Below are 20,190 nucleotides of genomic sequence, written 5' to 3'. Positions count from 1 at the left end.
AATCCGGCACTGGAGGTGAGTCAGGACTTCAGTCGGGACAAGCGTTTGCTTACGCCCCGGCATTTCAAAGCAGTCTTTGACTCCCCTACCGGCAAGGTTCCGGGGAAAAACCTCCTGCTCCTTGCGCGCAACAACGATCTTGATCACCCCCGTCTCGGGTTGGTAATCGGGAAAAAGAGCGTAAAGCTCTCCGTCGAGCGCAATCGCCTCAAACGTCTGATGCGCGAATCGTTTCGCCTGAACCAGGATTCGCTGGTCGGCTGGGACATAGTTATCGTCGCGCGCAAAGGTTTGGGGGACGTAGAAAACCCCGAATTGATTCAGCATTTCGGCAAACTCTGGAAGCGTCTGGCACGCAGCACGCCAGTACCAGCAGTCAAAGCCGAGACTGTAGGGGTAGACAGTCCCGATGCGTAAACTGGCACTCGTTCCGATCCAGTTTTACCGCTATGCCATTAGTCCCCTGATGGCTGACCACTGTCGCTTCTACCCCAGTTGTTCCTGCTACGCGTTAGAAGCCATAGAAAATCATGGCCTTCTGCGCGGTGGCTGGCTGGCCTTTCGTCGTTTAGGTCGCTGTCATCCGTGGAATCCCGGTGGTTTTGACCCGGTTCCGCCTATCCCTACCTCCCGTTCTTCTTCGATGGCCGAGTAATCATGGATATCAAACGCACGATCCTGATCGTCGCCCTGGCAATCGTGACCTACGTTATGGTTCTTAAATGGAACCAGGACTATGGCCAGGCTGCCCTGCCGACTCAGAATGTTGCTTCCAGTACTACCGCACCGGGCCTACCGGACACGGCGACTGGCAATAATGCTTCTGTCAGTGACGACATTCCACGCGCTGCAAGCGATACCAGTGCCACTGCACCTACTGAAACTCCGGTAGCTGTAAGCAAAGACCTCATCCAGATCAAAACGGATGTGCTCAACCTGGCTATCGATCCACAAGGTGGGGATGTTGCCCAGTTGACGTTGCCGCTGTATCCACGTCGCCAGGACCATCCGGAAATTCCATTCCAGTTGTTCGATAACGGCAACGAGCGGACTTATCTGGCCCAGAGCGGCTTGATCGGCACCGACGGTCCGGACGCAAGTCCAACCGGTCGTCCGGTTTACTCCTCGGAGAAGAAGATCTACCAACTGGCCGACGGCCAGAACCAATTGGTCGTGGACCTGAAGTTCAGCAAGGACGGCGTCAACTACATCAAGCGTTTCACTGTGAAACGTGGCCTGTATGACGTAACCGTTTCCTACCTGATCGACAACGAAAGCGCCAAGCCTTGGTCCGGTGCGATGTTCGCGCAACTGAAGCGTGACGCCAGCTCCGATCCTTCGTCCAGCACTGCTACTGGCACCGCGACTTACCTGGGCGCCGCCCTGTGGACAAGTAACGAGCCGTACAAAAAAGTGTCCATGAAGGACATGGACAAGGGTCAGCTGAAAGAAACCGTTAACGGTGGTTGGGTTGCCTGGTTGCAACACTACTTCGTGACCGCGTGGATTCCGGCGAAGGGCGAAAGCAACGTCGTCCAGACCCGTAAAGACAGCAAAGGCAACTACATCATCGGCTACACCGCACCGGCATTGACCGTTGCACCTGGTGCAAAAGCTGAAGTCAGCGCTGTTCTGTACGCCGGCCCGAAAAGCCAGGCTGTGCTGAAAGAGTTGTCCCCAGGTCTGGAATTGACCGTCGACTACGGCATTCTTTGGTTCATTGCCCAGCCAATCTTCTGGCTGCTGCAACACATCCACGCGATCGTCGGCAACTGGGGTTTCTCGATCATCTTCCTGACGATGCTGATCAAAGGGATTTTCTTCCCGCTGTCGGCAGCCAGCTACAAATCCATGGCGCGCATGCGTGCAGTGGCACCGAAACTGGCCGCGCTGAAAGAGCAACATGGCGACGACCGGCAGAAAATGTCCCAAGCCATGATGGAGCTGTACAAGAAAGAGAAGATCAATCCACTGGGCGGCTGCTTGCCAATCCTGGTGCAGATGCCGGTTTTCCTTTCGCTGTACTGGGTTCTGCTGGAAAGCGTTGAAATGCGCCAAGCGCCGTTCATGCTGTGGATTACTGACCTGTCGATCAAGGACCCGTTCTTCATTCTGCCGATCATCATGGGTGCAACCATGTTCATCCAGCAGCGGTTGAACCCGACTCCTCCGGATCCGATGCAGGCCAAGGTGATGAAGCTGATGCCAATCATCTTCACCTTCTTCTTCCTGTGGTTCCCGGCTGGTCTGGTGCTGTACTGGGTGGTCAACAACTGCCTGTCCATCAGCCAACAGTGGTACATCACGCGTAAGATCGAAGCTGCTACCAAAAAAGCCGCTGCGTAACTTACTCTGTGGATAACCACTCAAAACGCCCCCTAGTGGGGCGTTTTGCTATCTGTCACTTTTGTCTGGATACCGGTTTATGAGCGTTCCTCGTGAAACCATCGCCGCCGTCGCCCTGCCCAAGGTCGCGGCGGTGTGGGCATCGTCCGTATTTCCGGGCCGCTGGCGAGTGTGGCGGCCAAAGCCATCAGCGGTCGTGAACTGAAACCGCGATATGCCCATTACGGCCCGTTCCTCAGCGAAAACGAAGAGGTGCTGGACGAAGGCATCGCCCTGTATTTCCCGGGACCGAACTCGTTTACTGGCGAAGATGTGCTGGAACTTCAGGGCCACGGTGGCCCGATCGTGCTGGATATGCTGCTCAAGCGTTGCCTGGAACTCGGTTGCCGCTTGGCCCGGCCGGGTGAATTCAGCGAGCGCGCCTTCCTCAACGACAAACTCGATCTGGCCCAGGCTGAGGCGATTGCCGATTTGATCGAGGCAAGTTCTGCACAAGCTGCGCGAAATGCCCTGCGTTCTTTGCAAGGTGCGTTTTCTCAGCGTGTGCATAACCTCACTGAGCAATTGATCGGTTTGCGTATCTACGTTGAGGCCGCCATCGACTTCCCGGAAGAAGAAATCGACTTCCTCGCCGATGGCCACGTGTTGAGCATGCTCGACAAAGTACGCGATGAATTATCCACAGTCCTTCGCGAAGCCGGGCAAGGTGCCTTGTTGCGGGATGGGATGAACGTCGTCATTGCCGGCCGGCCGAATGCCGGCAAATCCAGCCTTCTGAATGCCTTGGCCGGTCGTGAAGCGGCGTCGACACCGAGATCGCCGGCACCACCCGGGACATTCTTCGCGAACATATCCACATCGATGGCATGCCGTTACACGTGATCGACACTGCAGGTCTGCGGGATACCGATGACCAGGTGGAAAAAATCGGCGTTGAGCGTGCGTTGAAAGCCATCGGTGAAGCTGATCGGGTGTTGCTGGTCGTTGATGCCACTGCCCCGGAAGCGCTTGATCCGTTTGCGTTGTGGCCGGAATTCCTCGAAACCCGGCCAGACCCGGCCAAAGTGACGTTGATCCGTAACAAGGCTGACCTGACGGGCGAAGCGATTGCCCTGGAAGTCAGTGAGGATGGTCATGTCACCATCAGCCTGAGTGCCAAGTCGGCAGGCGAGGGCCTTGAGTTGCTGCGTGAACACCTCAAGACTTGCATGGGCTACGAGCAGACCTCTGAAAGCAGCTTCAGCGCACGCCGGCGTCACCTGGAGGCGTTGCGACATGCCAGTGCGTCCCTCGAGCACGGTCGAGCTCAGCTGACGCTCGCGGGTGCCGGTGAGTTATTGGCCGAAGATCTGCGTCAGGCGCAGCACTCTTTGGGCGAAATCACCGGTGCTTTCAGCTCCGATGACCTGCTGGGACGGATCTTTTCCAGCTTCTGTATCGGTAAATAGTCCTTCCGCTGTTCACAGACAGGCCATTCGCGCCTGTCTGTTCCCTCCTTTTCTGAAACTTTCCCCGAGTGCTAAGCAGATTTTTTCTGCTTGAGCGGATTTCCCGTGTCCGGAATTCCCTCATTCGAAGCTTTTCTGTGGATTAAGCCCTGTGAATAACTGCCACTAAGGGCAGTTGATAACAGGGCCTGAAAACTGAAGATAAACCCCTCTGTGGATAACCACCCCTTTCATCCACAGGCTTAAACCGGTTATCCAAGGGCCTCCTTGGCACATGACCACAGGGTTTTGAATCTCTGTACATATTGAAAGTAAAGGCCTGTAGAGATCTATCCACAGAAATGGTGCTCAGTAGAAATAAACATAAAAACAAAGATTTAATAAATTTCTCTCTTTTTAATTTCTATAACCCCGACTTCTCCACAGCTGGTTAAATTTTGTGCAAAGGGTTCTTTAGGAAGGGCGAAGTCCCTATACTTGCCGACCGGGTCCAGAAACCGGGCTCAAACTATTCCTGAATTACCTACTTAAGCAGGCACGAGGTGCGTGGTGGATTTCCCTTCCCGTTTTGAAGTGATCGTCATCGGCGGCGGTCATGCCGGTACCGAGGCAGCACTGGCGTCAGCACGCATGGGGGCAAAAACCCTGTTGCTGACGCATAACGTGGAAACCCTCGGTGCCATGAGTTGCAACCCTGCCATTGGCGGGATCGGCAAAAGCCACCTGGTCAAGGAAATCGATGCCCTCGGCGGCGCGATGGCCATGGCTACCGATAAGGGTGGTATTCAGTTTCGCGTGTTGAACAGCCGTAAAGGCCCGGCCGTGCGAGCGACTCGCGCTCAGGCCGATCGGGTTCTGTACAAGGCCGCTGTCCGCGAAGCCCTGGAAAACCAGCCCAACCTGTGGATATTTCAACAAGCCGCCGACGACCTGATCGTCGAACAGGAACAAGTGCGTGGTGTTGTCACCCAAATGGGTCTGCGTTTCTTCGCCGATTCCGTGGTGTTGACCACAGGCACCTTCCTCGGTGGACTTATCCACATCGGGATGCAGAATTATTCCGGCGGTCGCGCCGGTGATCCGCCATCGATAGCCCTGGCTCACCGTTTGCGTGAATTGCCACTGCGCGTTGGTCGCCTGAAAACCGGTACCCCGCCGCGTATCGACGGTCGTTCTGTGGATTTCTCGGTCATGACCGAGCAAGCAGGCGATACGCCGATCCCGGTGATGTCGTTCATGGGTTCCAAAGAGCAGCACCCGAAACAGGTGAGCTGCTGGATTACCCACACCAACGCCCGGACTCACGAAATCATTGCTGCCAACCTTGATCGTTCGCCGATGTATTCCGGCGTGATCGAAGGCATTGGCCCGCGTTATTGCCCGTCGATTGAAGACAAGATCCATCGCTTTGCCGACAAGGACAGCCATCAGGTCTTCATCGAGCCCGAAGGTTTGACCACACACGAGCTGTACCCGAACGGGATATCCACAAGCTTGCCGTTCGACGTGCAATTGCAGATCGTTCAATCGATCCGCGGCATGGAAAACGCGCACATCGTTCGTCCGGGCTACGCCATCGAGTACGACTACTTTGACCCGCGTGACCTGAAATACAGCCTGGAAACCAAAGTCATTGGCGGTCTGTTCTTCGCCGGGCAAATCAACGGCACCACCGGTTACGAAGAAGCCGGCGCCCAGGGTTTGCTGGCCGGGGCCAACGCCGCACTGCGCGCGCAGGGCAAAGATGCCTGGTGCCCGCGTCGCGATGAGGCGTACATCGGGGTGTTGGTCGACGACCTGATTACTTTGGGTACCCAGGAACCGTACCGGATGTTTACGTCCCGGGCCGAATACCGCCTGATCCTGCGCGAAGACAACGCCGATCTGCGCTTGACCGAAAAAGGTCGTGAACTCGGTCTGGTCGATGACGCGCGTTGGGCAGCGTTCTGCAAGAAACGCGAAAGCATCGATCTCGAAGAGCAACGCCTGAAAAGTACCTGGGTTCGCCCGGGCACCGAGCAGGGCGATGCAATTTCCGAAAAGTTCGGCACACCGCTGACTCACGAATACAACTTGCTCAACCTGCTGAGCCGTCCGGAAATCGACTACGCTGGTCTGATCGCCGTGACTGGCGGTGGTGCAGAAGATCCACAGGTCGCAGAACAGGTCGAAATCAAGACCAAGTACGCCGGCTACATCGATCGCCAGCAGGATGAAATCGTTCGTCTGCGGGCCAGCGAAGATACAAAACTGCCTGTGGATATCGATTACACGAACATCTCCGGTCTCTCCAAAGAGATCCAGAGCAAGCTCGGTGCGACCCGTCCGGAAACCCTGGGCCAGGCGTCGCGTATCCCGGGCGTAACCCCGGCAGCCATTTCGCTGTTGATGATTCATTTGAAAAAACGCGGCGCGGGCCGTCAGTTGGAGCAAAGCGCTTGAGTTCGTTGGTCACCTCGAAACACGCAGAAGAGTTATCCACAGGCGCTCGCCAGCTCGGTGTCACACTGACAGAAACCCAGCACGCGTTGCTGCTGGGTTATCTGGCCCTGTTGATCAAATGGAACAAGGCCTACAACCTGACCGCGGTGCGCGATCCGGACGAAATGGTGTCCCGTCATTTGCTCGATAGCTTGAGCGTGATGTCGTTTGTCGAAAACGGTCGTTGGCTGGACGTGGGTAGCGGTGGCGGCATGCCGGGTATTCCGTTGGCCATCCTGTTTCCAGAGTCCCAGGTCACCTGCCTGGACAGCAATGGCAAGAAAACCCGCTTCCTGACCCAGGTCAAACTCGAACTCAAACTGGATAACCTGCAAGTTATCCACAGTCGCGTCGAAGAATTCCGGCCAGAACTGCCCTTCAACGGGATCATCTCCCGGGCGTTCAGCAGCATGGAGAACTTCAGCAACTGGACTCGCCACCTCGGCGACCGCGATACACGTTGGCTGGCAATGAAGGGCGTTCATCCCGCCGATGAGCTGGTAGCATTGCCGGCAGACTTCCACCTCGATAGCGAACACGCCCTGGCCGTACCTGGTTGCCAAGGCCAACGCCATCTGCTGATACTGCGCCGCACGGCATGATTGGGAACACAAGCAAGAATGGCTAAGGTATTCGCGATAGCGAACCAAAAGGGTGGTGTGGGCAAGACCACCACCTGCATCAACCTCGCAGCTTCCCTGGTCGCTACCAAGCGCCGGGTGCTGTTGATCGATCTGGATCCACAGGGCAACGCCACCATGGGTAGCGGTGTGGATAAACACGGCCTGGAAAACTCGGTCTACGACCTGTTGATCGGTGAATGCGACCTGGCCCAGGCCATGCACTTCTCCGAACACGGTGGTTACCAGTTGTTGCCGGCCAACCGCGATTTGACTGCGGCCGAAGTGGTTCTGCTGGAAATGCAGATGAAGGAAAGCCGCCTGCGCAGTGCGTTGGCGCCGATCCGTGAAAACTACGATTACATTTTGATCGACTGCCCGCCGTCGCTGTCGATGCTGACCCTGAACGCATTGGTCGCAGCCGATGGGGTAATTATCCCCATGCAGTGTGAGTACTTCGCACTGGAAGGTTTGAGCGACCTTGTGGATAACATCAAGCGCATCGCCGAACTGCTGAACCCGAACCTGAAAGTCGAAGGCCTGCTGCGGACCATGTATGACCCGCGCCTGAGCCTGATGAACGATGTCTCGGCCCAGCTCAAGGAACACTTTGGCGAGCAGCTCTATGACACCGTGATTCCCCGCAACATCCGCCTGGCCGAAGCGCCAAGCTATGGCATGCCGGCGCTGGCGTACGATAAATCATCGCGCGGCGCCATCGCCTACCTGGCATTGGCGGGCGAAGTGGTTCGCCGTCAACGCAAAAACTCACGCACCGCCGCCGCTCAGGCAACTTAAGGAATCCCCATGGCCGTCAAGAAACGAGGTCTCGGACGTGGACTGGATGCACTGCTGAGTGGTCCGACTGTCAGCTCGCTCGAAGAGCAAGCGGTACAAGCCGATCAGCGTGAGTTGCAACACCTGCCCCTGGACCTGATCCAGCGCGGCAAGTACCAGCCGCGTCGAGACATGGATCCTCAGGCGCTTGAAGAGCTGGCGCAGTCGATCAAGGCCCAGGGTGTGATGCAGCCGATCGTGGTTCGCCCGATTGGTGGCGGTCGTTTTGAAATCATCGCTGGCGAACGCCGCTGGCGTGCCAGCCAGCAGGCTGGCCAGGAAACCATCCCGGCGATGGTTCGCGATGTGCCGGATGAAACCGCCATCGCCATGGCACTGATCGAGAACATCCAGCGCGAAGACCTCAATCCGATCGAGGAAGCGGTTGCCCTGCAGCGTTTGCAGCAGGAATTCCAACTGACTCAGCAACAAGTCGCCGAAGCTGTGGGTAAGTCCCGGGTAACCGTGGCTAACCTGCTACGCTTGATCGCGTTACCGGAAGTTATCAAAACCATGCTGTCCCACGGCGACCTGGAAATGGGTCATGCACGTGCTTTGCTCGGTTTGCCGGAGAATCAACAGGTTGAAGGGGCGCGACATGTTGTCGCACGTGGGCTGACCGTGCGCCAAACCGAAGCACTGGTTCGCCAGTGGTTGGGGGGTAAACAAGAGCCTGCTGAACCGGTTAAACCGGACCCGGATATCGCTCGACTCGAACAGCGCCTGGCCGAGCGCCTAGGCTCTGCGGTGCAGATCCGCCACGGAAAGAAGGGCAAAGGTCAGTTGGTGATTGGTTACAACTCTCTCGACGAGCTTCAAGGCGTGCTTGCACATATCCGCTGAAACATTTCCTCATGTAGCGCGCAGTCGGAAATCACTACCTGACAGTTGAATAGGGGCTGAACCGCCCCTATACTCTGCGCGCATTTTGTCGGCACAAATTATGCCAAGTTATTGAATTCTGGCAGCCGACCATTGGGGGAAGAAGTGATGGAAACCCGCACGCCAAACCGCTTGCCGTTCCATCGCCTGGCAGTTTTTCCGGTGTTAATGGCTCAATTTGTCGTTTTGCTCATTGCCGCTTTGGCGCTCTGGCAATGGCACGGAGTCGTTGCCGGGTACTCAGGACTCTGCGGAGGCCTGATAGCCTTGTTACCCAATGTTTATTTCGCTCATAGGGCATTTCGGTTTTCCGGCGCCCGAGCAGCTCAAGCTATCGTCCGGTCTTTTTATGCCGGCGAGGCGGGCAAACTGATTTTGACGGCAGTGCTCTTTGCATTGACGTTTGCAGGTGTAAAGCCATTGGCGCCGTTAGCTGTATTCGGCGTCTTCGTGTTGACCCAACTGGTCAGCTGGTTTTCGCCCCTGCTGATGAGAACAAGACTTTCGAGACCTTAGGGCGTTTGAGGCAACCATGGCAGAAACAACCGCTTCGGGCTATATCCAGCACCACTTGCAGAACCTGACCTTCGGGCATCTTCCTAACGGCGGATGGGGCTTTGCTCACACCGCAGCAGAGGCCAAAGAAATGGGCTTCTGGGCTTTCCACGTCGATACCCTCGGCTGGTCGGTCGCGTTGGGTCTGATCTTCGTACTGATTTTCCGCATGGCGGCAAAGAAGGCGACTTCGGGTCAACCTGGTGCTTTGCAGAACTTCGTTGAAGTATTGGTCGAATTCGTCGATGGCAGCGTGAAAGACAGCTTCCATGGCCGTAGCCCGGTGATTGCACCGCTGGCACTGACCATCTTCGTCTGGGTCTTCCTGATGAACGCCATCGACCTGATCCCGGTCGACTGGATTCCTCACCTGGCCATGTTTGTCACTGGTGATGCGCACATTCCGTTCCGTGCCGTATCGACCACTGACCCGAACGCTACCCTGGGCATGGCCCTGTCGGTGTTCGCGCTGATCATTTTCTACAGCATCAAGGTCAAGGGCATCGGCGGCTTCATCGGCGAACTGACCCTGCACCCGTTCGGCAGCAAGAACATCTTCGTTCAAGCCCTGCTGATCCCGGTGAACTTCCTGCTGGAGTTCGTGACACTGATCGCCAAGCCGATTTCCCTGGCTTTGCGTCTGTTCGGCAACATGTATGCCGGCGAACTGGTCTTCATTCTGATTGCTGTGATGTTCGGCAGCGGTCTGCTCTGGCTTAGCGGCCTGGGCGTAGTTCTGCAGTGGGCGTGGGCTGTGTTCCACATCCTGATCATCACCCTGCAGGCGTTTATCTTCATGATGCTGACCATCGTCTACTTGTCGATGGCGCACGAAGAGAACCATTAAGACCAGTCTCGACTAGTCTGATGTCCCACTCGGTCAAACGAGTGGGTGCCCGAACAGGGCTTATGAAACGATTTGTTTTACCGCTTTAAAATCTAAAAAACCTAAACCATACGACGTAAAAGTCGGGAGGAAAGATGGAAACTGTAGTTGGTCTAACCGCTATCGCTGTTGCACTGTTGATCGGCCTGGGCGCACTGGGTACCGCAATTGGTTTCGGCCTGTTGGGCGGCAAGTTCCTGGAAGGCGCAGCGCGTCAACCAGAAATGGTTCCAATGCTGCAAGTCAAAATGTTCATCGTTGCCGGTCTGCTCGACGCCGTAACCATGATCGGTGTTGGTATCGCTCTGTTCTTCACCTTCGCGAACCCATTCGTTGGTCAACTCGCTGGCTAATTACTCGAACCTTCGAGTAATTGGTGTGATGTGCAACGAACGAGCGAGGTGTTGGCGTGAACATTAATGCAACCCTGATTGGCCAGTCCGTTGCGTTCTTCATTTTTGTACTGTTTTGCATGAAGTTCGTGTGGCCTCCGGTCATCGCGGCTTTGCACGAACGTCAGAAGAAGATCGCGGATGGACTGGACGCTGCCGCCCGAGCAGCTCGCGACCTGGAGCTGGCCCAAGATAAAGCGGGTCAGCAACTGCGCGAAGCGAAAGCTCAGGCAGCCGAAATCATTGAGCAAGCCAAGAAACGCGGTAACCAGATCGTTGAAGAGGCTGTTGAAAAAGCCCGTATCGACGCTGACCGTGTGAAGGTCCAGGCTCAGGCCGAGATCGAGCAGGAACTGAACAGTGTCAAAGACGCGCTGCGTGCCCAATTGGGTGCACTGGCCGTTGGCGGTGCCGAGAAGATCCTGGGTGCCACAATCGATCAAAACGCGCACGCGGAGCTGGTAAACAAACTGGCTGCTGAAATTTAAGCGAGGGCGATCATGGCAGAATTGACCACGTTGGCCCGACCTTACGCTAAGGCAGCCTTCGAGCACGCCCAGGCCCACCAGCAACTGGCCTCTTGGTCAGCCATGCTCGGCCTGGCTGCAGCAGTGTCGCAAGACGACACCATGCAGCGCGTGCTCAAGGCCCCGCGACTGACGAGCGCAGACAAGGCCGCCACGTTTATTGACGTGTGCGGCGACAAGTTTGATGTGAAGGTACAGAACTTCATTCACGTCGTTGCCGAAAACGACCGTCTCCCGCTGTTGCCGGAGATCGCCGCTCTGTTTGACCTGTACAAGGCCGAACAAGAGAAATCGGTAGACGTTGAAGTCACCAGTGCTTTCGCATTGAACCAAGAACAGCAAGACAAACTCGCCAAGGTTCTCAGTGCACGACTCAACCGGGAAGTGCGCCTGCAAGTTGCGGAGGATGCCGCCCTTATTGGTGGTGTCATCATTCGCGCCGGCGACCTGGTAATCGATGGCTCGATTCGCGGCAAACTCGCGAATCTTGCCGAAGCATTGAAATCTTGAGTTTGAAGGGGCAGCAGAGCAATGCAGCAACTCAATCCTTCCGAAATAAGTGAAATTATCAAGGGCCGCATCGACAAGCTCGATGTGACCTCCCAAGCCCGTAACGAAGGCACTGTCGTCAGCGTATCTGACGGTATCGTGCGGATTCACGGTCTGGCCGACGTAATGTACGGCGAGATGATCGAGTTTCCGGGCGGCGTCTTCGGCATGGCCCTCAACCTTGAGCAAGACTCTGTAGGCGCTGTTGTATTGGGCTCCTACCAGTCTCTGGCTGAAGGCATGAGCGCCAAGTGCACTGGCCGCATCCTCGAAGTTCCGGTTGGTAAGGAACTGCTGGGTCGCGTAGTCGACGCACTGGGTAACCCAGTTGATGGCAAAGGTCCGCTGAACAACACCGAGACCGATGCGGTCGAGAAAGTTGCTCCAGGCGTGATCTGGCGTAAGTCGGTAGACCAGCCTGTACAGACTGGCTACAAGGCTGTCGATGCCATGATCCCAGTCGGCCGTGGCCAGCGTGAGCTGATCATCGGTGACCGTCAGATCGGTAAAACCGCTCTGGCGATCGACGCGATCATCAACCAGAAAGACAGCGGCATTTTCTGCGTCTACGTAGCGATCGGTCAGAAGCAATCGACCATCGCCAACGTTGTTCGCAAGCTGGAAGAAAACGGCGCACTGGCTAACACCATCGTCGTTGCAGCGAGCGCTTCGGAATCTGCAGCACTGCAATTCCTGGCACCGTACTCCGGTTGCACCATGGGTGAATTCTTCCGCGACCGCGGTGAAGACGCGCTGATCGTTTATGACGATCTGTCCAAGCAAGCAGTGGCTTACCGCCAGATTTCCCTGCTGCTGCGCCGTCCACCAGGCCGTGAAGCTTACCCAGGCGACGTGTTCTATCTCCACTCCCGTCTGCTGGAGCGCGCATCCCGCGTTTCGGAAGAATACGTAGAGAAGTTCACCAACGGCGCAGTGACCGGCAAAACCGGTTCCCTGACCGCACTGCCGATCATCGAAACTCAGGCTGGCGACGTTTCCGCGTTCGTTCCGACCAACGTGATTTCCATCACCGACGGTCAGATCTTCCTGGAATCGGCCATGTTCAACTCCGGGATCCGTCCTGCTGTGAACGCCGGTGTTTCGGTATCCCGTGTGGGTGGTGCCGCTCAGACCAAGATCATCAAGAAGCTCTCCGGTGGTATCCGTACCGCTCTGGCTCAGTACCGTGAACTGGCGGCATTCGCCCAGTTCGCTTCTGACCTGGACGAAGCGACCCGTAAGCAACTTGAGCATGGTCAGCGCGTTACCGAGCTGATGAAGCAGAAGCAATACGCACCAATGTCGATTGCTGACATGGCGCTGTCGCTGTATGCCGCTGAGCGTGGGTTCCTGACTGACGTTGAAATCGCCAAGATCGGCAGCTTCGAACAAGCGCTGATTGCTTTCTTCAACCGCGATCACGCCGATTTGATGGCGAAGATCAACGTGAAGGGTGACTTCAATGACGAAATCGACGCTGGCATGAAAGCCGGTATCGAGAAGTTCAAGGCCACCCAAACCTGGTAAGCCGCAGCGGGAGCCGCAAGGCTCCCGCTTGCTAACCTGATAGGTGTTACATGGCAGGCGCAAAAGAGATTCGCAGTAAGATTGCGAGCATCAAAAGCACGCAAAAGATTACCAGCGCCATGGAAAAAGTGGCGGTCAGTAAAATGCGCAAGGCACAAATGCGCATGGCTGCTAGCCGTCCTTACGCGGAGCGCATCCGCCAGGTTATTGGTCATTTGGCCAACGCTAACCCGGAATATCGCCACCCATTCATGATCGACCGTGAAATCAAGCGCGTTGGTTATGTTGTAGTGAGCAGTGACCGTGGTCTGTGTGGTGGCTTGAACACCAACCTGTTCAAGGCCTTGGTCAAGGACATGGCTAAAAACCGTGAAAACGGCGTCGAGATCGATCTGTGTGTAGTGGGTAGCAAGGGTGCGGCTTTCTTCCGCAACTTCGGCGGTAACGTCGTAGCAGCTATCAGCCACCTGGGTGAAGAGCCGTCGATCAATGATCTGATTGGCAGCGTCAAGGTGATGCTGGATGCCTACCTCGATGGTCGTATCGACCGTCTGAGCGTTGTGTCCAACAAGTTCATCAACACCATGACGCAACAGCCTACCGTGGAGCAGTTGATTCCACTGGTGGCAACCCCGGATAAAGGCCTCAAGCACCACTGGGACTATCTCTACGAACCGGACGCCAAAGAGCTGCTTGACGGCTTGATGGTTCGCTACGTGGAGTCGCAGGTCTACCAGGCGGTGGTCGAGAACAACGCGGCTGAACAAGCTGCGCGGATGATCGCGATGAAGAACGCTACCGACAACGCCGGTGATTTGATCAGCGATTTGCAGCTGATCTACAACAAGGCGCGTCAGGCTGCGATCACCCAAGAGATCTCGGAAATCGTCGGCGGCGCTGCCGCGGTTTAACGGTTCAAATATTCAGAGGATCCAGCTATGAGTAGCGGACGTATCGTTCAAATCATCGGCGCCGTTATCGACGTGGAATTTCCACGCGACAGCGTACCGAGCATCTACAACGCTTTGAAAGTACAAAGCGATGCCGGCACCACTCTGGAAGTTCAGCAGCAGCTGGGCGATGGCGTGGTTCGTACCATTGCGATGGGTTCCACCGAGGGCTTGAAGCGCGGTCTGGAAGTCACTGACTCTGGCGCAGCCATCTCCGTACCAGTCGGTAAAGCGACCCTGGGCCGGATCATGGACGTCCTCGGTAACCCGATCGACGAAGCTGGCCCGATCGACACCGAAGAGCGCTGGGGCATTCACCGTCCTGCGCCAACCTTCGCTGAACAAGCGGGCGGCAACGACCTGCTGGAAACCGGCATCAAGGTTATCGACCTGGTTTGCCCGTTCGCCAAGGGCGGTAAAGTCGGTCTGTTCGGTGGTGCCGGTGTAGGCAAAACCGTAAACATGATGGAACTGATCCGTAACATCGCCATCGAGCACAGCGGTTATTCCGTGTTCGCCGGTGTGGGTGAGCGTACTCGTGAGGGTAACGACTTCTACCACGAGATGAAGGACTCCAACGTTCTGGACAAAGTGGCACTGGTTTACGGTCAGATGAACGAGCCGCCGGGTAACCGTCTGCGCGTAGCACTGACCGGCCTGACCATGGCCGAGAAGTTCCGTGACGAAGGTAACGACGTTCTGCTGTTCGTCGACAACATCTATCGTTACACCCTGGCCGGTACTGAAGTATCCGCACTGCTGGGCCGTATGCCTTCCGCAGTAGGTTACCAGCCGACCCTGGCCGAAGAGATGGGTACTCTGCAAGAGCGTATCACTTCGACCAAAAACGGTTCGATCACCTCGATCCAAGCGGTATACGTACCTGCGGATGACTTGACTGACCCGTCGCCAGCGACCACCTTCGCCCACTTGGACGCCACCGTCGTACTGTCCCGTGACATCGCTTCCCTGGGTATCTACCCAGCGGTCGATCCACTCGACTCGACTTCGCGCCAGCTGGATCCGAACGTAATCGGCCAGGACCACTACGACACCGCTCGCGGCGTTCAGTACGTTCTGCAGCGTTACAAAGAACTGAAGGACATCATTGCGATCCTGGGTATGGACGAGCTGTCGGAAACCGACAAGCAGTTGGTAAACCGTGCTCGTAAGATCCAGCGCTTCTTGTCGCAGCCGTTCTTCGTGGCTGAAGTCTTCACCGGTGCTTCGGGTAAATACGTTTCCCTGAAAGACACCATTGCTGGCTTCAAAGGCATCCTCAACGGTGACTACGACCACCTGCCAGAACAAGCGTTCTACATGGTCGGCGGCATCGAAGAAGCGATCGAGAAAGCCAAGAAACTGTAATCCCGGCGCCCGGCAACGGGCGCTAATTTAGGTTGAGGCAATCAGATGGCTATGACAGTCCATTGCGATATCGTCAGCGCGGAAGGGGAAATCTTTTCCGGCCTGGTCGAGATGGTGATTGCGCACGGTGCACTGGGTGATCTTGGTATCGCCCTGGGTCACGCGCCGCTGATCACTAATCTCAAGCCAGGTCCTATCCGCCTGATCAAGCAGGGCGGGGAAACCGAGGTGTTTTACATCTCCGGTGGTTTCCTCGAGGTTCAGCCGAACATGGTCAAGGTTCTTGCCGACACTGTGCAACGTGCTGCCGACCTGGATGAAGCCTCCGCTCAGGAAGCCGTTAAGGCTGCCGAGAAGGCCTTGCATGAACGTGGTGCAGAATTCGATTACGGTTCTGCTGCCGCACGTCTGGCCGAGGCGACAGCTCAGCTGCGCACCGTCCAGCAGATCCGCAAGAAGTTTGGCGGTTAATCCGTCATCGACTTGTTGTGCGATTGATTAAAAAGGGTAGCCTCGGCTACCCTTTTTCTTTTCCGACTTTCATAATCTGGTCGCAGTTGCTGACCACCCAGGATTGGTAGCCAGTCATGTCTCTCGAAATCGTTATCCTCGCTGCCGGCCAAGGCACTCGCATGCGTTCGGCATTGCCCAAGGTCCTGCACCCGATTGCCGGCAACTCGATGCTCGGCCATGTTATCCACAGCGCCCGGCAACTTGATCCACAGCGCATCCATGTGGTGATCGGCCATGGCGCTGATGCCGTGCGTGAGCGCCTGGCAGCGGATGACCTTAATTTCGTGCTGCAAGACAAGCAACTGGGCACCGGTCACGCCGTGGCCCAAGCCGTACCGTTCATCACCTCCGATACCGTGCTGATTCTCTACGGTGACGTGCCGTTGATCGAAGTCGAAACACTGCAACGCCTGCTCAAGCAGGTGGCGCCGCAGCAGTTGGGCTTGCTCACCGTCGAGTTGGATGACCCGACCGGCTACGGCCGTATCGTTCGTGATGCCGACGGCAAGGTCACGGCCATCGTCGAACAGAAAGACGCCAGCGAAGCCGAACGCGCGATCACCGAAGGCAACACTGGGATTCTGGCGGTGCCGTTTGAACGTCTGGGCGACTGGATGGGCCGGCTCTCCAACAACAACGTCCAAGGCGAGTACTACCTGACCGACGTGATTGCGATGGCGGTCAGCGATGGTTTGGTGGTGGCCACTGAACAACCCCACGACGCCATGGAAGTGCAGGGCGCCAACGATCGCAAGCAACTCTCGGAGCTTGAGCGTCACTATCAGTTGCGCGCCGGCCTCCGCTTGATGGCTCAGGGTGTGACCCTGCGCGATCCGGCCCGTTTCGATGTGCGCGGCGAGGTCACCATCGGTCGCGATGTGCTGATCGACATCAACGTGATCCTCGAAGGCAACGTCGTTATCGAAGACGACGTGGTGATTGGCCCGAACTGCGTGATCAAGGACAGCACCTTGCGCAAAGGCGTGGTGATCAAGGCCAACAGTCATATCGACGGCGCGATTATGGGTGAAGGCAGCGACGCCGGCCCATTCGCGCGTTTGCGTCCAGGAACGGTTCTGGAAGCCCGGGCCCATGTGGGTAACTTTGTCGAACTGAAAAACGCACACATGGGCGAGGACGCCAAGGCCGGTCACCTGACGTACCTGGGCGATGCCGAAATCGGCGCCCGGACCAACATTGGTGCCGGCACTATCACCTGCAACTACGACGGTGCGAACAAGTGGAAAACCGTGTTGGGTGAAGATGTGTTCATCGGTTCCAACAACTCGTTGGTGGCGCCTGTGGATATCTCGTCAGGGGCAACCACTGCGGCGGGTTCGACCATTACCCAGAATGTGGATAACGCACAGTTGGCAGTAGGGCGGGCGCGGCAGAAGAACATCGACGGCTGGAAGCGGCCGGTGAAGATCAAGAAGAGCTGAGTTATCCACAGAGTGTTGTGGCGGATGACAGATCGCCTTCGCGGGCAAGCCTCGTTCCTACAGATATCACTGTCTGTAGGAGCGAGGCTTGCCCGCGAAGCGTTTATATACACATCTTTTTTCTTGCGCTGGCTTGACGAAGTTTCGCCAATAGGTTTTGATTGCTTCCGTTATCTTTCGAATCGAAACTTACCAGCCCATGTCGAAGCGCAATACACCACAACGCCGCCACAACATCCTTGCCTTGCTCAACGAGCAGGGGGAAGTCAGTGTGGATGAACTGGCCAAGCGTTTCGAAACCTCGGAAGTTACGGTTCGCAAGGACTTGGCCGCACTTGAAAGCAATGGCTTGCTGCTGCGCCGTTACGGTGGCGCGATCACCATGCCGCAGGAACTGGTGACGGACCTCGGTCAGCCGGTTTCCAAGTACAAACAAGCCATCGCTCGCGCCGCGGTCACGCGAATTCGTGAGCATGCGCGGATCATCATCGACAGCGGCAGCACCACCGCCGCCATGATCCCGGAACTCGGTCAGCAACCCGGTCTGGTGGTGATGACCAATTCCTTGAATGTCGCCAGCGCCTTGAGCGAACTGGAGCACGAACCGGTACTGTTGATGACCGGCGGTACTTGGGACCCCCATTCCGAGTCCTTTCAAGGTCAGGTGGCCGAGCAGGTACTACGCTCTTACGACTTCGACCAACTGTTCATCGGTGCCGACGGCATCGATCTGGAACGCGGCACCACGACCTTCAACGAACTGCTGGGGCTGAGCCGGGTCATGGCTGAAGTCGCCCGGGAAGTGGTGGTGATGGTCGAGGCCGACAAGATCGGCCGCAAGATTCCCAACCTGGAGCTGCCCTGGAGCAGTGTCCATACCCTTATTACCGATGATCGCTTGCCGCTTGAGGCACGGGATCAGATTCAGGCCCGCGGTATCAATTTGATTCTCGCGGCTGTCAGTCAGGAGAAATAGCATGTGTGGAATTGTCGGCGCAGTCGCAGAACGTAACATCACCGCCATCCTGCTCGAAGGCCTGAAGCGCCTGGAATACCGTGGCTACGACAGCGCCGGTGTGGCGGTCTTCACCAATGACGGGATGCTCGATCGCGTCCGTCGTCCGGGCAAGGTCAGTGAGCTGGATCAAGCCCTGGCCGAAGCGCCGCTGATCGGACGTCTGGGCATTGCCCATACCCGTTGGGCGACCCACGGTGCGCCGTGCGAACGCAACGCCCACCCGCATTTCTCCGGGCAGAACCTGGCTGTGGTGCACAACGGCATCATCGAGAACCACGAAGCCCTGCGCGAAAAATTGAAAGCCCTGGGTTACGTGTTCACCTCCGATACCGACACCGAAGTCATCGCCCACCTGCTGGCGCATAAACTCAAGGACCTGCACGATCTGACCGTAGCCCTCAAGGCCACCGTCAAAGAGCTGCACGGTGCTTATGGTCTGGCGGTTATCAGCGCCGACCAACCGGATCGTCTGGTCGCCGCCCGCAGCGGCAGCCCGTTGGTGATCGGTCTGGGCCTGGGGGAAAACTTCCTCGCTTCCGACCAACTGGCCCTGCGCCAGGTCACCGACCGCTTCATGTACATGGAAGAAGGCGACATCGCCGAGATTCGTCGCGACAGCGTGCAAATCTGGGACATTAACGGCAAAGCCGTCGAGCGCGAAGCCGTGCAGTACCGCGACAGTGCCGAATCGGCAGAGAAAGGCGAGTTCCGCCACTTCATGCTCAAGGAAATCCATGAGCAACCTTCCGTTGTGCAACGCACGCTGGAAGGGCGTCTGAGCCAGCAGCAAGTGTTGGTGCAAGCGTTCGGTCCACAGGCTGCCGAGCTGTTCGCCAAAGTTCGCAATGTACAGATCGTTGCCTGCGGCACCAGCTACCACGCCGGTATGGTTGCCCGTTACTGGCTCGAAGAACTGGCCGGTATTCCGTGCCAGGTCGAAGTCGCCAGCGAATTCCGCTACCGCAAAGTGGTGGTTCAGCCCGACACCCTGTTCGTGACCATCTCCCAGTCCGGCGAAACCGCCGACACCCTGGCCGCCCTGCGCAACGCCAAGGAACTGGGTTTCCTCGCCAGCCTGGCAATCTGCAACGTTGGCATCAGCTCGCTGGTGCGTGAATCCGACCTGACCCTGCTGACCCAGGCCGGTCGCGAAATCGGCGTGGCCTCGACCAAAGCCTTCACCACTCAGTTGGTTGGTTTGTTGCTGCTGACCCTGTCCCTCGGCCAAGTGCGCGGCACCTTGGCCAAAGGCGTCGAAGCCACCCTGGTGGAAGAACTGCGTCGCCTGCCAACCCGTTTGGGCGAAGCCCTGGCAATGGACAGCACCGTGGAAAAAATCGCCGAACTGTTCGCCGACAAGAACCACACCTTGTTCCTGGGCCGTGGCGCGCAATACCCGGTGGCGATGGAAGGCGCCCTGAAACTCAAGGAGATTTCCTACATCCACGCCGAAGCCTACCCGGCCGGCGAACTCAAGCACGGTCCGCTCGCGCTTGTGGATAACGACATGCCAGTGGTCACCGTGGCACCGAACAACGAACTGCTGGAGAAGCTGAAATCCAATCTCCAGGAAGTCCGCGCCCGTGGCGGCCAGTTGATCGTCTTCGCTGACGAGAAAGCCGGCATGGTCAATGGCGAAGGCACTTACGTTGTACAGATGCCGCACATCCACGACATCCTGTCGCCGATCCTCTACACCATCCCGCTGCAGTTGCTGTCGTACTACGTGGCGGTGTTGAAAGGCACGGACGTTGACCAGCCGCGTAACCTGGCGAAGTCGGTGACTGTGGAATAAGTTATCCACAGATGATGCAAAAACAAAAAGACCGTAGCTATTCGCTGCGGTCTT

Annotated in this window: 19 protein-coding genes and 1 pseudogene; all 20 read left to right on the top strand. The window is 56.9% G+C overall.

From position 1 onward, the window contains the following. Nucleotides 1–15: 15 nt before the first annotated feature. The 20 genes and pseudogenes from rnpA (at nt 16) to glmS (ending at nt 20,136) form a co-directional block, all read left to right on the top strand. Complete coding sequence (gene rnpA, locus RHM58_RS08285) at nt 16–417, top strand: ribonuclease P protein component (protein ID WP_201196098.1); 402 nt, start codon at nt 16–18, stop codon at nt 415–417. After that, complete coding sequence (yidD, locus tag RHM58_RS08280) at nt 410–655, top strand: membrane protein insertion efficiency factor YidD (RefSeq protein WP_073636650.1); 246 nt, start codon at nt 410–412, stop codon at nt 653–655. The genes rnpA and yidD overlap by 8 nt, the downstream gene beginning before the upstream one ends. 2 nt (nt 656–657) lie before the next feature. After that, nucleotides 658–2,346 (top strand): membrane protein insertase YidC, encoded by a 1,689-nt coding sequence (yidC, locus tag RHM58_RS08275; protein WP_322270068.1) that lies wholly within the window; start codon nt 658–660, stop codon nt 2,344–2,346. Nucleotides 2,347–2,425: 79 nt separating this feature from the next. Next, nucleotides 2,426–3,794, top strand: a pseudogene (gene mnmE, locus RHM58_RS08270) (tRNA uridine-5-carboxymethylaminomethyl(34) synthesis GTPase MnmE). Nucleotides 3,795–4,343: 549 nt separating this feature from the next. Next, entirely contained in the window at nt 4,344–6,236 is a 1,893-nt protein-coding gene (gene mnmG / locus RHM58_RS08265; RefSeq protein WP_201199228.1) for a tRNA uridine-5-carboxymethylaminomethyl(34) synthesis enzyme MnmG, read from the top strand. Beyond that, nucleotides 6,233–6,877 carry a 16S rRNA (guanine(527)-N(7))-methyltransferase RsmG gene (gene rsmG, locus RHM58_RS08260; protein WP_322270067.1) on the top strand — a complete coding sequence of 215 codons (645 nt, stop codon included), beginning with the start codon at nt 6,233–6,235 and terminating at the stop codon, nt 6,875–6,877. The genes mnmG and rsmG overlap by 4 nt, the downstream gene beginning before the upstream one ends. Before the next feature lie 18 nt (nt 6,878–6,895). After that, entirely contained in the window at nt 6,896–7,693 is a 798-nt protein-coding gene (locus RHM58_RS08255) for a ParA family protein (RefSeq protein WP_201196049.1), read from the top strand. A 9-nt stretch (nt 7,694–7,702) separates the two neighbouring features. Continuing rightward, nucleotides 7,703–8,575 carry a ParB/RepB/Spo0J family partition protein gene (locus tag RHM58_RS08250; protein WP_201196050.1) on the top strand — a complete coding sequence of 291 codons (873 nt, stop codon included), beginning with the start codon at nt 7,703–7,705 and terminating at the stop codon, nt 8,573–8,575. A 147-nt stretch (nt 8,576–8,722) separates the two neighbouring features. Beyond that, entirely contained in the window at nt 8,723–9,130 is a 408-nt protein-coding gene (locus tag RHM58_RS08245) for a F0F1 ATP synthase subunit I (RefSeq protein ID WP_201196051.1), read from the top strand. A 16-nt stretch (nt 9,131–9,146) separates the two neighbouring features. Further along, on the top strand, nt 9,147–10,016 hold the full coding sequence (atpB, locus tag RHM58_RS08240; protein ID WP_201199225.1) for a F0F1 ATP synthase subunit A: 870 nt from the start codon (nt 9,147–9,149) through the stop codon (nt 10,014–10,016). A 134-nt stretch (nt 10,017–10,150) separates the two neighbouring features. Continuing rightward, complete coding sequence (atpE, locus tag RHM58_RS08235; RefSeq protein ID WP_002555987.1) at nt 10,151–10,408, top strand: F0F1 ATP synthase subunit C; 258 nt, start codon at nt 10,151–10,153, stop codon at nt 10,406–10,408. A gap of 56 nt (nt 10,409–10,464) precedes the next feature. Next, on the top strand, nt 10,465–10,935 hold the full coding sequence (locus RHM58_RS08230) for a F0F1 ATP synthase subunit B (RefSeq protein ID WP_008027535.1): 471 nt from the start codon (nt 10,465–10,467) through the stop codon (nt 10,933–10,935). Nucleotides 10,936–10,947: 12 nt separating this feature from the next. Then, on the top strand, nt 10,948–11,484 hold the full coding sequence (locus RHM58_RS08225; protein WP_201199223.1) for a F0F1 ATP synthase subunit delta: 537 nt from the start codon (nt 10,948–10,950) through the stop codon (nt 11,482–11,484). Nucleotides 11,485–11,505: 21 nt separating this feature from the next. Beyond that, a complete protein-coding gene (atpA, locus tag RHM58_RS08220) occupies nt 11,506–13,050 on the top strand; it encodes a F0F1 ATP synthase subunit alpha (RefSeq protein ID WP_008007884.1) in 1,545 nt (514 codons plus the stop codon). 50 nt (nt 13,051–13,100) lie between these two features. After that, on the top strand, nt 13,101–13,961 hold the full coding sequence (gene atpG, locus RHM58_RS08215; RefSeq protein ID WP_201196055.1) for a F0F1 ATP synthase subunit gamma: 861 nt from the start codon (nt 13,101–13,103) through the stop codon (nt 13,959–13,961). A gap of 27 nt (nt 13,962–13,988) precedes the next feature. Further along, entirely contained in the window at nt 13,989–15,368 is a 1,380-nt protein-coding gene (gene atpD, locus RHM58_RS08210) for a F0F1 ATP synthase subunit beta (protein ID WP_201196056.1), read from the top strand. A 45-nt stretch (nt 15,369–15,413) separates the two neighbouring features. Further along, entirely contained in the window at nt 15,414–15,839 is a 426-nt protein-coding gene (locus RHM58_RS08205; protein ID WP_201115593.1) for a F0F1 ATP synthase subunit epsilon, read from the top strand. A gap of 116 nt (nt 15,840–15,955) precedes the next feature. After that, nucleotides 15,956–17,323, top strand: a complete 1,368-nt coding sequence (gene glmU / locus RHM58_RS08200; RefSeq protein ID WP_322270065.1) for a bifunctional UDP-N-acetylglucosamine diphosphorylase/glucosamine-1-phosphate N-acetyltransferase GlmU — start codon at nt 15,956–15,958, stop codon at nt 17,321–17,323. Nucleotides 17,324–17,522: 199 nt separating this feature from the next. Beyond that, nucleotides 17,523–18,299 carry a DeoR/GlpR family DNA-binding transcription regulator gene (locus RHM58_RS08195; RefSeq protein ID WP_322270063.1) on the top strand — a complete coding sequence of 259 codons (777 nt, stop codon included), beginning with the start codon at nt 17,523–17,525 and terminating at the stop codon, nt 18,297–18,299. A gap of 1 nt (nt 18,300) precedes the next feature. Next, nucleotides 18,301–20,136, top strand: coding sequence for a glutamine--fructose-6-phosphate transaminase (isomerizing) (gene glmS, locus RHM58_RS08190; protein WP_201199217.1), 1,836 nt, complete (start codon nt 18,301–18,303; stop codon nt 20,134–20,136). Nucleotides 20,137–20,190 lie beyond the last annotated feature (54 nt).

It is taken from the genome of Pseudomonas sp. 10S4 (assembly GCF_034344865.1).
Lineage (GTDB): Bacteria > Pseudomonadota > Gammaproteobacteria > Pseudomonadales > Pseudomonadaceae > Aquipseudomonas.
The sequence above is the reverse complement of the archived record's forward strand: the minus strand, read 5'-3'. Positions and strand labels throughout refer to the sequence as shown.

What these genes read in the sequence shown, in the direction of transcription:
- yidD (WP_073636650.1), top strand. Translation starts at nt 410, where the DNA reads ATGCGTAAACTGGCACTCGTTCCGATCCAGTTTTACCGCTATGCCATT.
- yidC (WP_322270068.1), top strand. Translation starts at nt 658, where the DNA reads ATGGATATCAAACGCACGATCCTGATCGTCGCCCTGGCAATCGTGACC.
- RHM58_RS08255 (WP_201196049.1), top strand. Translation starts at nt 6,896, where the DNA reads ATGGCTAAGGTATTCGCGATAGCGAACCAAAAGGGTGGTGTGGGCAAG.
- RHM58_RS08250 (WP_201196050.1), top strand. Translation starts at nt 7,703, where the DNA reads ATGGCCGTCAAGAAACGAGGTCTCGGACGTGGACTGGATGCACTGCTG.
- RHM58_RS08245 (WP_201196051.1), top strand. Translation starts at nt 8,723, where the DNA reads ATGGAAACCCGCACGCCAAACCGCTTGCCGTTCCATCGCCTGGCAGTT.
- atpB (WP_201199225.1), top strand. Translation starts at nt 9,147, where the DNA reads ATGGCAGAAACAACCGCTTCGGGCTATATCCAGCACCACTTGCAGAAC.
- atpE (WP_002555987.1), top strand. Translation starts at nt 10,151, where the DNA reads ATGGAAACTGTAGTTGGTCTAACCGCTATCGCTGTTGCACTGTTGATC.
- RHM58_RS08225 (WP_201199223.1), top strand. Translation starts at nt 10,948, where the DNA reads ATGGCAGAATTGACCACGTTGGCCCGACCTTACGCTAAGGCAGCCTTC.
- atpA (WP_008007884.1), top strand. Translation starts at nt 11,506, where the DNA reads ATGCAGCAACTCAATCCTTCCGAAATAAGTGAAATTATCAAGGGCCGC.
- atpG (WP_201196055.1), top strand. Translation starts at nt 13,101, where the DNA reads ATGGCAGGCGCAAAAGAGATTCGCAGTAAGATTGCGAGCATCAAAAGC.
- atpD (WP_201196056.1), top strand. Translation starts at nt 13,989, where the DNA reads ATGAGTAGCGGACGTATCGTTCAAATCATCGGCGCCGTTATCGACGTG.
- RHM58_RS08205 (WP_201115593.1), top strand. Translation starts at nt 15,414, where the DNA reads ATGGCTATGACAGTCCATTGCGATATCGTCAGCGCGGAAGGGGAAATC.
- glmU (WP_322270065.1), top strand. Translation starts at nt 15,956, where the DNA reads ATGTCTCTCGAAATCGTTATCCTCGCTGCCGGCCAAGGCACTCGCATG.
- RHM58_RS08195 (WP_322270063.1), top strand. Translation starts at nt 17,523, where the DNA reads ATGTCGAAGCGCAATACACCACAACGCCGCCACAACATCCTTGCCTTG.
- glmS (WP_201199217.1), top strand. Translation starts at nt 18,301, where the DNA reads ATGTGTGGAATTGTCGGCGCAGTCGCAGAACGTAACATCACCGCCATC.